15 protein-coding genes are annotated in these 14,103 nt (G+C 41.3%); 7 read left to right on the top strand and 8 right to left on the bottom strand.

Features of this window, described 5'->3' with window-relative positions:
* Nucleotides 1-24: 24 nt before the first annotated feature.
* Both J7E38_RS09490 and J7E38_RS09485 read right to left on the bottom strand, forming a co-directional pair.
* Nucleotides 25-1,293, bottom strand: coding sequence for a TRAP transporter large permease (locus tag J7E38_RS09490; protein WP_214705507.1), 1,269 nt, complete (start codon nucleotides 1,291-1,293; stop codon nucleotides 25-27).
* Nucleotides 1,290-1,841: a TRAP transporter small permease gene (locus tag J7E38_RS09485; RefSeq protein ID WP_214705506.1), complete on the bottom strand. Its 552-nt coding sequence runs from the start codon at nucleotides 1,839-1,841 to the stop codon at nucleotides 1,290-1,292. The genes J7E38_RS09490 and J7E38_RS09485 overlap by 4 nt, the downstream gene beginning before the upstream one ends.
* Nucleotides 1,842-2,062: 221 nt before the next feature.
* On the opposite strand from J7E38_RS09485, the gene J7E38_RS09480 reads away from it, so the two are divergent.
* The 3 genes from J7E38_RS09480 to J7E38_RS09470 are packed head-to-tail and all read left to right on the top strand — an operon-like array spanning nucleotide 2,063 to nucleotide 4,156.
* Entirely contained in the window at nucleotides 2,063-2,221 is a 159-nt protein-coding gene (locus tag J7E38_RS09480) for a hypothetical protein (protein ID WP_214705505.1), read from the top strand.
* Nucleotides 2,218-3,192 (top strand): NAD(P)-dependent oxidoreductase, encoded by a 975-nt coding sequence (locus J7E38_RS09475; protein ID WP_214705504.1) that lies wholly within the window; start codon nucleotides 2,218-2,220, stop codon nucleotides 3,190-3,192. The genes J7E38_RS09480 and J7E38_RS09475 overlap by 4 nt, the downstream gene beginning before the upstream one ends.
* On the top strand, nucleotides 3,119-4,156 hold the full coding sequence (locus J7E38_RS09470; protein WP_214705503.1) for a DctP family TRAP transporter solute-binding subunit: 1,038 nt from the start codon (nucleotides 3,119-3,121) through the stop codon (nucleotides 4,154-4,156). The genes J7E38_RS09475 and J7E38_RS09470 overlap by 74 nt, the downstream gene beginning before the upstream one ends.
* 178 nt (nucleotides 4,157-4,334) lie before the next feature.
* Here the strand turns inward: J7E38_RS09470 and J7E38_RS09465 are convergent, their stop codons facing one another.
* From J7E38_RS09465 to J7E38_RS09440, 6 genes are all read right to left on the bottom strand, one after another.
* Complete coding sequence (locus J7E38_RS09465) at nucleotides 4,335-5,402, bottom strand: tartrate dehydrogenase (RefSeq protein WP_285291720.1); 1,068 nt, start codon at nucleotides 5,400-5,402, stop codon at nucleotides 4,335-4,337.
* Nucleotides 5,403-5,404: 2 nt separating this feature from the next.
* Entirely contained in the window at nucleotides 5,405-5,986 is a 582-nt protein-coding gene (locus J7E38_RS09460) for a FumA C-terminus/TtdB family hydratase beta subunit (protein ID WP_214705501.1), read from the bottom strand.
* 91 nt (nucleotides 5,987-6,077) lie between these two features.
* Nucleotides 6,078-6,920 carry a fumarate hydratase gene (locus tag J7E38_RS09455; RefSeq protein ID WP_214705500.1) on the bottom strand — a complete coding sequence of 281 codons (843 nt, stop codon included), beginning with the start codon at nucleotides 6,918-6,920 and terminating at the stop codon, nucleotides 6,078-6,080.
* Nucleotides 6,917-7,591, bottom strand: coding sequence for a GntR family transcriptional regulator (locus J7E38_RS09450; RefSeq protein WP_214705499.1), 675 nt, complete (start codon nucleotides 7,589-7,591; stop codon nucleotides 6,917-6,919). Before J7E38_RS09450 ends, J7E38_RS09455 begins: the two co-directional genes overlap by 4 nt.
* Before the next feature lie 164 nt (nucleotides 7,592-7,755).
* Nucleotides 7,756-8,136, bottom strand: coding sequence for a 4-carboxymuconolactone decarboxylase (gene pcaC, locus J7E38_RS09445; RefSeq protein WP_214705498.1), 381 nt, complete (start codon nucleotides 8,134-8,136; stop codon nucleotides 7,756-7,758).
* Nucleotides 8,133-8,633, bottom strand: a complete 501-nt coding sequence (locus J7E38_RS09440; RefSeq protein ID WP_214705497.1) for a PaaI family thioesterase — start codon at nucleotides 8,631-8,633, stop codon at nucleotides 8,133-8,135. Before J7E38_RS09440 ends, pcaC begins: the two co-directional genes overlap by 4 nt.
* Nucleotides 8,634-9,066: 433 nt before the next feature.
* Between J7E38_RS09440 and J7E38_RS09435 the strand changes: the two genes are divergently transcribed.
* From J7E38_RS09435 to J7E38_RS09420, 4 genes are read left to right on the top strand one after another with little or no spacing between them, the layout of a single operon-like run.
* Entirely contained in the window at nucleotides 9,067-11,187 is a 2,121-nt protein-coding gene (locus J7E38_RS09435; RefSeq protein WP_214705496.1) for an MMPL family transporter, read from the top strand.
* 45 nt (nucleotides 11,188-11,232) lie between these two features.
* A complete protein-coding gene (locus tag J7E38_RS09430; RefSeq protein ID WP_214705495.1) occupies nucleotides 11,233-11,904 on the top strand; it encodes a response regulator transcription factor in 672 nt (223 codons plus the stop codon).
* A complete protein-coding gene (locus J7E38_RS09425; RefSeq protein WP_214705494.1) occupies nucleotides 11,901-13,295 on the top strand; it encodes a sensor histidine kinase in 1,395 nt (464 codons plus the stop codon). The genes J7E38_RS09430 and J7E38_RS09425 overlap by 4 nt, the downstream gene beginning before the upstream one ends.
* Before the next feature lie 3 nt (nucleotides 13,296-13,298).
* The gene (locus J7E38_RS09420) at nucleotides 13,299-13,694 is read left to right on the top strand and encodes a hypothetical protein (RefSeq protein WP_214705493.1); all 396 of its coding nucleotides are present in this window, start codon (nucleotides 13,299-13,301) and stop codon (nucleotides 13,692-13,694) included.
* The last annotated feature ends 409 nt before the right edge of the window (nucleotides 13,695-14,103 follow it).

The raw sequence follows: 14,103 nt of genomic DNA, 5'->3' as shown, positions 1-14,103 counted from the left end.
CAGACATGTTGTAAATGTGTAGATTTATTTCGCTAAAAACAGCGAAATCTGCGGGAATATTACGACCAATACAAGGGCTAATATCATTAGAGCAAAGAAAGGAAGAACTCCTCTTACCACTTCCCCGACTTTTTCCCTTGTGATACCGCTTACAACAAACAGGTTCAATCCGACTGGAGGTGTAATCATGGCCAACTCCATATTGATTGTCATAATGATGGCAAAGTGAATGATATTAATATCAAACATTACTAATACCGGAAGCAAAATTGGAAGTGTGATCAGGATAATCGCTACAGCTTCCAGGAACATTCCCAGTACGAAGAACATTAAATTGACACCAATCATAAAGATCCATTTATTTGTAGTACTAGCTTCAATCCATGTTGCAAAACTTTGCGGAACTTGTTCAGTTGTTAAAAACATCCCGAAAATCATCGCAGAAGCAATTACCAGGAAAATCATAGAAGTTATATTGATCGATTCCTTGAGTACTTCTCTAAATTTATGGAATGACATTTCCTTATAAATAAATACTGAAACAATAATTCCATAGAAACATGAAACGAAAGCTGCTTCAGTTGGTGTTACAATACCTGAATAAATTCCTCCAAGAATTATAACCGGAAGAAGGAAACCCCAGATTGCTTTATAATTCTTTTTCAAGCGAACATCCATAGACTCCTTAGGCAATTTACCATAATTATTGATCCTTGCATTAATAATCGCCGAAACCAACAAAATTCCGCCCAGCAATAAACCTGGGATGATACCAGCAGCAAACAGCTTGCCAACAGACTCTTCTGCCACAGATGCATAAATAATTAATGGAATTGATGGAGGAATAAGAATCCCAAGTGTCCCTGATGCTGCAACCAGTCCCATAGCATATCGCTTGCTGTAGCCTGCTTTAACCATTCCCGGAATCATAATACTTCCAATTGCTGCAGCTGTTGCAGGACTGGATCCGGAAATCGCTGCAAATATCATACAAGCAAGGATCGTAACAACAGCCAGCCCGCCGCGGATATGGCCTACCCAGGATTTCAACGCCTCAATAAGATGGTATGAAATCCCGCCTTTTGACATGATAATTCCTGCAAATACGAATCCAGGAATCGCCATTAAAGTTGCAGAGTTTAAAGAGTTAAACATTTTTTGGATAACTGTATATAGCGTAAAATCGACCATAGACAGAGCCACTATACTTGAAAGCCCCAGGCTAACCGCAATTGGCACTCTTATAAGACAAAGAACGGCGAAAACCAAAAATAACACTAAGACAGGACTCATGCTCCCACTTCCTTCTGCTCTTCTGTAGTTAATTCTTTCATCTCTTCATAAAGAGTTTCTAGCTCTCCGGTAATCTCCCGTTTATCTCCCTTGAATGCCCGGTATGCTTTAACAACGAAATAAATCCCCAGTAAACCCATCCCGATAGGAAGTACAAGATAAGTAATCCATAGCGGTATGCCTACATCAATTGTAGTTATCCCCTGCTCTTTTGAAAGCGTTATCAATTCTATGGAAGAATAAGCAAGGTAGAAGGAAAATCCTGCACCAATTATATTGCTAATACCAGCAACGATTTTTTTTAGACCAGGTGGCAGCTTGTCAAAGAGAAGTTCAACTTGAATATGCCGATTGTCTTTTAGCGCCATACCAAAACCAATAAAGATCGCCCACACCAGCAAAAATTCAAAAATTTCTGTTACCCATGCCTTTGGTGCATTTAATACATATCTTGTAAATACACCATACAAACTTACTGCGACTCCTCCCATAAACAGCAAGCCAGCCGCACCTTCTTCGATGCGATCGAGCCATTTAAAGAGCTTCATACCCCTTCAACTCCTTTTTTTTGGATTGTATCCAATCCATGCTAGTATCATTTTTTAATATACTAGATGTTAAAATAAAAATAAACAGAAAATTTTTATTTTTTTATTATTTTTTGTGTATTCACAATATTCGGTTGATTTGTTATACTGTTTTCAACAACCTGTGTTTTCTCCACGTCACATTTGTTTTGTATCCAAAATCCAAAATGGGAGGTCGAAAAGTGAAGGGAAACTTTTTTAATTTGGCAACAAAAAGAGGAATCCTCAGTGAAGGATTCAATAGGGCTGATAAGTCTGGGAAAATTACTGCTTCCGTTGCAGTAACTAAAAGTTTCAATTGCTCATTACATAAAGAGTTTAAAGGAGATATTTTCCTATGAACGGGAATGTCGGTTTTATTGGACTCGGTAAAATGGGCTTGCCAATGGCAAAAAACCTTTTAAGAAATCATTATAATGTTTTTGGAGCAGATGTTAATGAGGACGCCTTGATAGAGTTCAGGGCTGCTGGCGGAAACACTGGAAAATTGGAAGAATGGATTAGCGATGTTCACTCCATTATTTTAATGCTGCCCTCTTCAGCGATCGTTAACAAAGTATTAGAAGATATTATTTCTTATGTGACCCACCGGGCCAGGGCAAATCATGAGCCACTTATGATTATTGACATGAGCAGTTCCTATCCAAGTGATACAAGAGAGAACAACAAAAAGCTCAAACAATATCATATCAACTTTGTCGATGCACCTGTCAGTGGAGGAGTCAAAAAAGCGGTTGATGGGACTTTAACCATTATGGCTGGAGGAACGGCTGATCACTTTCAAAATTGTAAGCGTTTACTAGGTTCCATGGGGACAAATATCTTCCATGTTGGACCTATAGGAAGCGGCCACTTAATTAAAGCAATCAATAATTACTTATCTGCCTCTCACCTTTTAGCATCCTGTGAGGCTGTCCAATTACTGGAGAGTTTTGGAGTAGAACCTAAGCATGCTATTAATGTTTTCAATCAGAGTACAGGCAGAAGCGGTTCAACTGAATATAAGTTTCCAAACTTTATTTTGACTGAATCCTATGACTCCGGCTTCTCCCTTGATCTAATTAAAAAGGACATAGGCATGGCCAATCAGTTGTTTAAAGATTCAGGGGCTGCAACCTCGCTGCCTGAGATGGTATATCAAAAATACAATGAAGCAAGCAATGCACTGGATAAAGAAGCAGACCATACGGAAATAAACAAATTTGTCTCATCCTATTTATTAAAAAGGGGGATTTTAAATGAAGAAAATGAAAAAATTGTTGCTGGCAGCACTGACTCTGGTACTAACCTTCGCCCTGGCAGCCTGCGGTAATTCCGAAAAAACTGAAGGAAAAAGCGGCGGCACAAAAAGTGATGGGGTTCAGGAACTTACAATTAAAATTTCCCACGTAGTTGCCGAAAATACACCAAAGCACCAGGGTGCACTCAAAATGAAAGAAGTCATTGAAAAAGAATCCGGTGGTAAAATCAAAGTTCAGGTGTACCCAAACAGCTCTTTATTTGGCGATAAAGATGAATATCAGAACCTGGTAGCAAACAATGTCCAGTTTATTTTACCTGATATGTCTAAACTTGTTGGTAACGATCCTGGATTCAATATTCCAGCAATGCCTTTCCTTTTCGAAACAGATGAAGCAGCTAATGCCTTCTGGGATGGAGAAAAAGGACAAGAGATCTTTAAGCGATTAGAAAAAGATGGTGTTCTCGGTCAGGCGATGTGGCCAAACGGTGCCAAGCACATGACAAATGATAAAAAACCAATCACTAAGCCAGAGGATCTAAAAGGTTTAAAAATCCGTACACAAGGCGGACAATTGCTTGAAGCCATTTATGATCAGGTAGGTGCTGGATCCGCTTCTATCCCATTTGGAGAACTGTACACAGCCCTTCAACAAGGAACTGTCGATGGACAGGAAAATACATTTAGCAACATTGAGTCCAAAAAGTTTGATGAAGTTCAAAAGTACATGACAATCATGGGCCATACACGCGTTGACTACGCATTACTAACTAACACTAAGTTCTGGGATGGCTTAAATGAAGAAACAAAAGCCGTTGTTCAAAAGGGTATTGACGAAGGAACAAAGCTTGCTAGAGAATCGGCGAAACAGCTTAATGATGACGCATTAGCAAAGCTTAAAGAAAATGGTCAAGTAGAAATCAACGAGCTTTCAGAAGCAGAAATTGAAGAATTCAAGAAGGCTTTAGAGCCAGTGTACAACGAATGGGCAGAGAAAATCGGCAAAGATATTATTGAGGACGCTGAAAGCAAATAATTATATTATACTACCCGCTACAACCGCTGCCATTGCTGCAGCGGTTGTATTTTTGTTTAAATACGTTTCACCTTATATGCACACCGTAACAATCATCATAAAGGGTACCCTTTTCAACAGCTTAAAAGGACAAAAAAATTCCAGCTGATGAGCTGGAATTTTTCAATACTTCATTTATTTATACAGAAACTGCCTTCTTCAACCTTCTGCAAATCTCATCTCCAACCTCTTCTGTTGATGATGTTCCGCCAATATCAGATGTTTTGATTCCGTCCTCTGTTACATCCTCAATGACATCAAGAAGCTTTTTGCCTAACTCTTCTTCGCCGAAATGATCAAGCATCATTTTAGCGGTCCATATTTGCCCAATCGGGTTTGCGATTCCTTTACCAACGATATCAGGAGCAGAACCATGAACAGGCTCAAACATAGATGGGTATTTACCGTTAATGTTTATATTGGCTGCAGGGGCTATACCAATGCTCCCCATAATAGCTCCCCCTATGTCAGTTAAAATATCACCAAACAGATTGCTTGCCACGATCACATCGAATATTTGTGGACGGGTTACAAAAAATGCTGCAAGGGCATCAATATGGTAGGCAGCCGTTTGTACATCCTTGTAGTCTTTCTTAACATCATTAAAAACTTCATCCCAGAAAGGCATAGAATGGAAAATTCCATTTGATTTCGTAGCAGAGGTTACATGACCTCTTCTTTTCTTTGCAAGCTCAAAGGCATAGTGCATCGCACGTTCTGTCCCTTTTCTTGTAAATATTGCATTTTGGACGGCAAGCTCATCTTCACCTTTGTGTATTCTGCCTCCAACTTCACTATACTCGCCTTCACTATTCTCTCTAACTACAATTAAGTCAAAGTCATTAGGATTGACTAGAGGGGATTTTAAGCCTTTAAAATATTTTGCTGGACGAATATTAATAGATTGTTCAAATTCTCTTCTAATTTTGATTAAAAGGCCCCAAAGAGAAATATGGTCAGGTACAAGAGCGGGGTTTCCGATTGCTCCAAGAAAGATAGAATCAAAGTTTTTAAGTGTATTTAATCCATCTTCTGGCATCATCTTACCGTGTTCTACATAATAATCACTGCTCCAGGGAAAGGATTGATAACTAAATTTTAGTCCCCCATGAATCTCTGCAACCGTATCCAAAACTTTTAACGCTACAGGGACCACTTCTTTACCAATGCCATCGCCAGGTATGACCGCAATATCGTAATTTTTCATCATTAAACAGCTCCTTTGTTTGCTTTTTCATTATAGTTTTCATATTTTGCTATTTCTTGCTGATAGAGGTCATCCCCGAATGAATCGTATGCTACGAGCAAAGGGAAATCTTCTACTTCAAGCCGCCTTATTGCCTCAGGTCCCAGATCCTCATAAGCAACCACTTGAACTGCTTTAACTCTTCTGCTTAAAATGGTTGATAAACCGCCAATTGCGGCAAATGAGACTGCACCATATTTCTTGCAAGCTTCTTTAACCATGTCTCTTCTCGGCCCTTTGCCAATCGTCCCCACAACACCATATTCATACATTGCAGGTGCGTAAGGATCCATTCTGAAGGCAGTTGTCGGCGCGACAGGCCCAATGACCTGACCAGGTTTTGGAGGACAAGGTCCAGCATAAAAAATAGTCTCTCCCTTTAGGTCCACAGGCAGCGGCTCATTATTCTCAAGCAGCTCGACCATTCTTTTGTGTGCAGCGTCCCTTGCCATGTAAATCGTTCCTGTGAGAAGCACCGAGTCGCCGATTTTTAATTTTTTTATATCTTCTTTTGTTATGGGGGTTTGCAGCCTATATTCTGCCACCTTGATTCCTCTCCTTTCGATTCCATTTAGATTTTCTTTTAAATTTCATAAGTCATTTGCCCGGACAAAAATCATCAATAATAGCCGTTGTTTAAATTACGATTGTTTTCTTTCTTGCAGCATGACATTGAATATTAACTGCAACAGGCAAAGCCGTAATATGACATGCATATGTTTCGATCGGTACCCAAAGGGCAGTACTCGTTCCCCCAAGTCCCTGAGGCCCAATCCCTGTATCATTAATGGCTTCCAGCAATTCCTGTTCCAGTTCGGCAATATGCGGGTCTGGATGGTGAACACCGATTTCTCTTAATACAGCGTGTTTTGCAAGAGAAGTCACTTTATCAAAACTGCCGCCAATCCCCACTCCTACAACTACAGGTGGGCATGCCTTTCCTCCAGCATCTTTAATCGTCTGAAGGACAAATTTCTTTACACCTTCAATCCCTTCTCCCGGAAGAAGAAATTTCATTGCACTCATATTCTCACTGCCCCCGCCTTTTGGCAGTACAGTGATTTTGATTTTGTCACCTGGCACAATTTCCGTATGTACCACAGCTGGTGTATTATCCCCCGTGTTAACGCGCAGCAAAGGGTCTCCTACTACAGATTTTCTTAAATAGCCTTCTCTGTAACCAGTCCGCACTCCTTCCTGGATGCTTTCAAGATAATCCCCACCTGTAATGTGAACATCCTGCCCGATTTCAACAAAAACAACTGCCATTCCTGTATCATGGCAATATGGCATGTGGTTTGTTTTAGCTTCATCCGCATTTTCCAGCAGCTGTTGGAGAATAGATTTGCCAATGGGCGAAGCTTCAGTTTTTTCGGCACGTCTGAAACCTGCAAGAACATCATCCGGCAAGTAGTAACAAGCTTCCCAGCACAATTTAGCAACACTTTCAGTTAAGACCTCAGCATCAACAATCCTCATTTTTTCCCCTCTTTTCCTTCAATCAGATTTATCAGATTTTTCAAATCCTCTTCCGTATGTTTCTTTAAACTGAGTACTGCTTTTTCTGGATTTTTTTCTCTAATCGCGTTGAATATTTCTTTATGCCCTTTTAAAATAACTTCCCCGCGTTCATTACCTTCAATATTCAGGAGCCTATAATAATAGGTTAATGAATGAAGCTCATCCACCAGTTTTTTCAACCTTATGTTTTCGCTTATTAAAATAATGTGTTCATGGAATTTTTCGTTCCACTTTACGATTTCTTCCTTTTCATTGCTTTCAACAGCTGCTTCTGTTTCCGCAATAATTCTTCCCAGTTCTTCTATTTGCCGCTCTGAAGCCCTCTCTGCTGCCAGAGCAACAGCAGCTGATTCAAGGGCAACCCTGCAGCCGTAAATATCTTTAACATCCTTCAAAGTTGGCTTATATACAGTTATTTGAGATTTCTCATCCATAATCAAAAGACCTTCATTAATTAAAGTCCGGATCGCTTCTCGCACAGGGCTGCGGCTAATAGAGAATTGTTTTGCAAGCTGGGCCTCAAATAATCTGTCCCCTGGTTTATATTCTCCTTGCCAAATTCGCTCTTTTATCGTTTGCTGAATTTGCAGGTAAAACGGAAGCGCTTTCTCAAGAGGTATTTGATTCACATTTTCCCTCCTTTCATCACTTAATTATCTGTCGGCTGTCGACAGCTTTAAATTTATAATAGTATTAATTATCAAAAAATTCAATATCTTTTAGTTTTAAAAAACACCATTCTACCTTTATTTTTAGAATGGTGTTTACAGAATGAAGTACAGCTTTTTTCTTTTTATTCTTCTATTCCCATTTCCTCAAATATTTCACGGGCTGCTTTAAAACTATCCAGTGAGGCTGGTACTCCACAATAAATAGCAGTCTGTAAAAAGATTTCCTGGATTTCTTCTTTTGTGACCCCATTATTAATGGCTCCACGTAAATGCAGCTTCAATTCATGCGGACGATTTAAAGCAGTCAACATCGCTAAATTGATCATGCTTCTCGTCTTTTTAGGTAAACCTTCTCTAGTCCAAATCTCTCCCCAGCAATATTCGGTAACTAATTCCTGAAGAGGCTTTGTAAAGCTTGTTGCGTTTTTGATTGAGTTGTCTACATATTCAGCCCCTAACACTTCACGCCTTACTTGCAAACCTTCGTCAAATTTCACACTCATTTTATTTCCTCCTTTGATAGCCCTTTATGTTTTAAAAAAAATGTTCCTAAGGCAATTGCGACTGTCTCGGCTTTCTCATCAATTACTATGCACTCGGAAACCACTGTACTTTTCCCGAGATGGATGATTGAAGGCTTTGCATACAGCTTTTTCCCTTTACCTGGCCTTACATAATTCATTTTCAATTCTAAGGTGAAGACTTGAGTATCCTCTGGTATCATGGTCATTATGTGAAAACCTATGGCTACGTCTGCCAATGTATAAAGGGCTCCACCTTGAGCAACGTCATATGTATTGGCATTCTGCATACCCAATTCCATACTCATTTCCCCATTTTCTTCAAAACCTATCCCTAAAAGTCTCCCTGTATAATGCAGCTCTTTTTTTGACCCTTTTAGTGCCTTGATCACATGGAAAACCTGATCTTTTTGCACGCTTGAAAGATTTTCAATTTCTTTATGAAGATCACTGGCCGCTACCATAGTTTTAATTTTCAACCCTCCTCCTTAAGAATTTTCTTTACTCCATATTATTAGGATACTGGATCCAATTAAAAACGTCTATACTTTTCTGAATTTTTAAAAAGCAAATTCAATCTTCAATTTCCTCATCTCCTTTTTGTTACGGGAAACTCATTTTGATATCTACCTCCCAAGAAAACCTTAAAGAATTAAGTATGTTTTACTGAGATAGCTCCTCAGATTCCATGAAGAAAATATTGAACATTCTTTATACTTTTATACTTTCTGATTTATTGGGTTCTGCTCTTTTAAATGAAAAAATGTAACTGAAAGTTGATGTTGTGTTTATTTTCATAGTTTATGATGTTCATTGTTCAGTGCTCGTTCTGGTCTCCCCTACCCCTAAAATTACCGGAACGAGTCTGAAGTTAGATTAGATTACAGGAACAAACATAGGAGGCTATAATTCATGAAGAAATTGCTTTATTCGATCACTGACTGGGTTTCAACGAAACGCGGGATGTGGATTACGATCATCGCCTGGCTGGTGTTGATGGTTGGCTTAAGTGCAGGCCCTCAGCTTGGCAATTACAAAGTGAACAACTTTCAATCTCTGCCTGATGATGCAAAATCGATTATCGCGCAAAATAAAACGGAGGATTACTTCCCGAATGAGCAGGGTACCCCGGGTATTCTTGTTTTTCATAATGACAAAGGGGACATTAATCTTGATGAAGTGAATCAAATCCTTGATGGCATTATTTCTGAGGATATCGAAGGAATCAGAAACATTGTTGATACCCGTTCCCTTCCGCCACAGGCGCTTAGCGGTTTTATATCCGAAGATCAATCGACGATGATTGTCCCTATGGAATTGGAACAGGGTCTGGGCAATGATGAGTATGCTGAGATCAATGACCGTGCAACTGAAATCGGCACAGGTATCGCTGACAAGCTTGAGAGGACTTCTTTCTATATTACTGGTCCTGCAGGGATATCAGGTGATACCATTAAGCTATTTGAACGGGCAGATTTCGTGCTGTTGCTGGCAACGGTTGGAATAATCCTGATCCTGCTGATTGTCATTTATCGTTCGCCTCTGCTTGCGATCATTCCTTTATTGGCCACAGCGATCGTCTACCAGGTTGTGAACCAGAGTGTTGCCCTTCTAGGAGCAGGAGGATTGGAGATCAATAACCAAACGACATCAATCATGAGTATCCTGCTTTTTGCAGCCGTCATTGACTATTCTTTATTTGTCTTTTCACGTTTCCGCGAGGAGCTGAACCATTACGAAAATAAATTCGATGCGATGAAGTATGCGATGCGTGCAACAGGCGAACCTGTCTTTTTTGCCGGCGGAACCGTCTTGGCTGCGATGCTTGTACTTCTGTTCGCTGATTTCCGTGATTATCAGAACTTTGCTCCGATTTTCGGAACAGCGATGTTCTTCATCATGCTCGCTTCCATTACGCTGGTGCCTGCATTGTTCACTTTATTCGGACGCAAGGCTTTCTGGCCTAAAGTGCCTAAGTATGGGGTTGAAACAGAGGTCAAGCATGGTGTTTGGGGTCCGGTTGCCAAATTTGTTGTCAACAAGCCTGGCCTTTCTGGCGGAGTGGTCGGTATTTTGCTAGTCCTATCTGCACTGAACGTCTTCAATCTTGAGTATGAATTCGACATGGTGAAAAGCTTCCCTGAAGATTTGCCTTCCCGAGTTGGCTATGAAATAGTGGAACAGAGATATGATAAAGGTGAACTTGCCCCTACTACATTGTTGATTGAAAGCGACAGTAAGTTAACTGAAGAAATTGTAAAGACAATCTCAGAAAAACTGAATGAAGAAAAACAAATCGCTTCGATTCGACCACAGGGATTAACCGAAAATGGCGATGCGGTCAAATTCAGCATTGCACTCGACATGAATCCATACTCTGTGGAAGCAATGGACTACATCGAAAAACTAACGGACGAGGCCCCTGAAATGCTGGAAGATTTAGGGCTGGATGCTGACGCTTATTTCAGCGGAATCACCCCAAAGCTTGTCGATGAGCGAGAAGTCAACAACGGTGACATCCTCAAAATCGTCCTGCTGGAAACAGCACTTATTCTAGGATTGCTCGTTGTCCTGACACGCAGTGTGAAAATGTCCATTTACATGATGGCCACCATCCTGCTTTCGTATGTATCTGCACTTGGCCTCGGTGTATTCCTGATCGATGCCCTATTCGGATATGATGCAATCAGTACACGTGTGCCGGTATATGCTTTTATCTTCCTTGTGGCCCTGGGAATCGATTATAATATTATTCTGGCTTCCCGTTTTATCGAGGAGCGGAAGAATCACAAAGTGAAAGAGGCTTTGGAAATTTCCATTCGCAACACGGGCGGTGTCATTTCATCAGCAGGCGTCATATTGGCGGCTACATTCGCTGCTCTGACGACGATGCCAATCGCTGACCTGTTCATCTTCGGATTCATGGTCGCTGTCGGGATCCTGATTGATACTTTCCTTGTTCGCGGCATGCTTTTACCGGCACTGATTCTATTCTTTGAAAAAGATAAACAAACCAGTCCTGAGATTCAATAAGGAAAAGGAGAGAACTCTCTCCTTTCTTTTAAGGAGGCATGACCAATGAGAATCCTGGTCGTTGATGATGATATAAATATTCAGAGACTCGTGACCATCCATTTGACCCAGGAAGGATACCAGGTTTTCAGGGCCAATGATGCCGAAGAGGCTTTATCCTTATTGGAAAAGCAAAATGTCGATCTTGCGATTGTTGATGTGATGATGCCCGGGATGAATGGTTTCGAGCTGACAAAAATCCTGACTGATGATTGGAAAATCCCTGTCATCCTCCTTACCGCCAAGGGTCAATTAAGCGATAAGGAAGAAGGGTTCCTTTCAGGCAGTGAGGATTATATTGTAAAACCTTTTGAAGTGAAGGAGCTTTTATTCCGGGTGGCGGTTGTCCTGCGGCGAATGCAGCGTGCTGTCGATTCTTTGATCCAGGCGGGTAATATGAAGATTGACCGGAACAGCTTTGAAGTTGTAATCAATCAGGAGACGATCCTGTTTCCATTGAAGGAATTTGAGCTGCTCAGTATCCTGGCATCTCGCCTGAATAAAACAACTCCCAGGGCGTCTTTGATCGAGCAGGCTTGGGGAGCGGATTATGAAGGCAGTGAACAAACGCTGAATACCCATATCAATCGGATCCGTGAACGCCTGAAGAAGCATGAGGCTTCAGTTGAAATCCAGACGATCCGCGGAATTGGTTACAGACTTGAGGAAATGAAATGAAGACATTGTATAGGAAGTTCATCATCGCCACCCTGCTCATCCTCGGGATCAGCATCGTGATCGCCTTCATTCTTGCCAACTGGGTCTATATGACTTCGACAAGAGAGAGGATAGACTCACAGAACGTAAAGGTTGCCGAAGAGGTTGCCTCAAGTTTGGAGCAAATGCACTCGACGTCCCACTTAAGTTTTGCAGCTTATTTGGATTCAATCAGTAAACTGGGCTATCAAATCTATGTTATCAGTGAATCTGGCGAGGAGTTTGAGTTTGGCGAACCATTTTCAAAAAAGAACCTGCCAGCTGAGGCCATGAAGGTTGTGGAGGAGAAGGAAATCTACCATGGAATGGACAGTTCACGCTCACCTTGGATGATGATGAGCCATTTTTCCAATCAGCTTGGAAATACCGTCGGCGTCCCCTTCACGATTGCTGACGAGGACTATGGCTTGTACCTGAGGCCCAATAACAAATTGTTATTCTCTGATGTCCATGTCATTTTCGCCTGGTTCTTTGTCGCGATTTCCATCGTGAGTATCACCGGGGTGATCTGGTTTGCCAAACACCTGATTCAGCCAATCACCAAGCTGACAGAGGCTACCAGGGAAATCACAAGGGAAAACTTCAACTTCCCATTGAACATCCATCGCAAGGATGAAATCGGCCAGCTTGCCGAGAGCTTCAGCACGATGCAGATTCAATTGCAGCATAATGATGAAGCGCGAAAATCATTCATCAATAATGTGTCCCATGATTTTCAATCACCGTTGATGAATATCCAGGGATACGCGGAGCTGTTAAAAACGCAGGCTCTCGACGACGAGCACCGTGAATACGTTGAAATCATCGACCAGGAATCAAAGCGACTGTCCAACCTAACGAAACAATTGCTGCTTCTTACATCGCTTGATCAAAAATCGTATCCGATGAAGCGTGGAATGACACGGATTGATACGCAAATCAAAGAAACGGTCAGAAGGCATCAATGGCGATTGGAGGAAAAGGAGATCGAAATCTCTTACCACCTACCCCCTGCCCCGATTCTCGCTGATCCCGAACTTTTGATGACGGTATGGGACAATCTGCTGACAAATGCGATTAAATACAATCAACCCGGAGGAAGTATTTTTATCCAGCTTACACAAGCCGACGCGGCCATCAACATCACATTTAAAGATACCGGAATCGGAATGAGCCAGGAACAGTCCTCTAAGATTTTCGAACGATTCTACCGCGTCGATGCCTCACGCAAAAAAGATGGAACCGGTTTGGGCCTGTCGATTGTCAAACATATTATTGAATTACACAACGGAAAAATTGAAGTGGAGAGCGAGACACAAAAAGGTACGACTTTTACCATAAAGCTCCCTATAGAAAAACAGACGGAGGAATAAAAAATGGAACAAACTTGGAGTATTCGACTAATACGATTCGCAGCAATCTTTGGACTAATAGGAACCTTCATGGGCTCACATATGGCAGGCGCCGGCGACTATGCAATGCGCCCAATCCACGCCCACATCCTGCTAGTCGGCTGGCTATCCGTATTTGCCTGGGGTATTTTTTACAAAAACTATCAAATAAAATATAAAAAACTCGTATCCATCCATAGCATCACCGGCATGGTCGGCGCACTGGGACTCACAGTCGGAATGTGGATGTACAACATCAACCCATTCAACCTGGGGGAAACATTCGTCATGGTCCTGTTCATCGTCGGCGGATCATTGCTATTACTGGCCTTTATCCTGTTTGTGGTGGTTACCTTCTTTATTGAGAAGACAGCAAACTAGGAAGGTAAGCTAGGAAATACGCTAATTTAAAGATTCACTTAATAAGAAAATGACCTACTAAATACAGAGTAGGTCATTTTTTTAAAATTACCGGGCTTTCTTGACAGCTTTGGTCTCTTCAACTTCCAACCTGTCAAAAAAGCTGGACTTTCTTGACAGCTTTAGCCTCTTCTCCTTCCAACCTGTCAAAATAACAGGGCTTTCTTGACAGCTTTGGTCTCTTCAACTTCCAACCTGTCAAAATAATGGGGCTTTCTTGACAGCTTTGGTCTCTTCTCCTTCCAACCTGTCAAAATAACGGGGCTTTCTTGACAGCTTTGGTCTCTTCTCCTTCCAACCTGTCAAAATAACGGGGCTTTCTTGACAGCTTTGGTCTCTTCAACTTCCAACCTGTCAAAATAACAGGGTT

This window comes from Bacillus sp. ISL-35, assembly GCF_018613355.1.
GTDB lineage: Bacteria > Bacillota > Bacilli > Bacillales > Cytobacillaceae > Mesobacillus.
The sequence above is the reverse complement of the archived record's forward strand: the minus strand, read 5'-3'. Positions and strand labels throughout refer to the sequence as shown.

Bases quoted from the DNA above. Each gene is read 5' to 3' on its own strand.
- J7E38_RS09490 (WP_214705507.1), bottom strand. From the start codon at position 1,293: ATGAGTCCTGTCTTAGTGTTATTTTTGGTTTTCGCCGTTCTTTGTCTT.
- J7E38_RS09485 (WP_214705506.1), bottom strand. From the start codon at position 1,841: ATGAAGCTCTTTAAATGGCTCGATCGCATCGAAGAAGGTGCGGCTGGC.
- J7E38_RS09475 (WP_214705504.1), top strand. From the start codon at position 2,218: ATGAACGGGAATGTCGGTTTTATTGGACTCGGTAAAATGGGCTTGCCA.
- J7E38_RS09470 (WP_214705503.1), top strand. From the start codon at position 3,119: ATGAAGAAAATGAAAAAATTGTTGCTGGCAGCACTGACTCTGGTACTA.
- J7E38_RS09465 (WP_285291720.1), bottom strand. From the start codon at position 5,402: ATGAAAAATTACGATATTGCGGTCATACCTGGCGATGGCATTGGTAAA.
- J7E38_RS09455 (WP_214705500.1), bottom strand. From the start codon at position 6,920: ATGAGGATTGTTGATGCTGAGGTCTTAACTGAAAGTGTTGCTAAATTG.
- pcaC (WP_214705498.1), bottom strand. From the start codon at position 8,136: ATGAGTGTGAAATTTGACGAAGGTTTGCAAGTAAGGCGTGAAGTGTTA.
- J7E38_RS09435 (WP_214705496.1), top strand. From the start codon at position 9,067: ATGAAGAAATTGCTTTATTCGATCACTGACTGGGTTTCAACGAAACGC.
- J7E38_RS09430 (WP_214705495.1), top strand. From the start codon at position 11,233: ATGAGAATCCTGGTCGTTGATGATGATATAAATATTCAGAGACTCGTG.
- J7E38_RS09425 (WP_214705494.1), top strand. From the start codon at position 11,901: ATGAAGACATTGTATAGGAAGTTCATCATCGCCACCCTGCTCATCCTC.
- J7E38_RS09420 (WP_214705493.1), top strand. From the start codon at position 13,299: ATGGAACAAACTTGGAGTATTCGACTAATACGATTCGCAGCAATCTTT.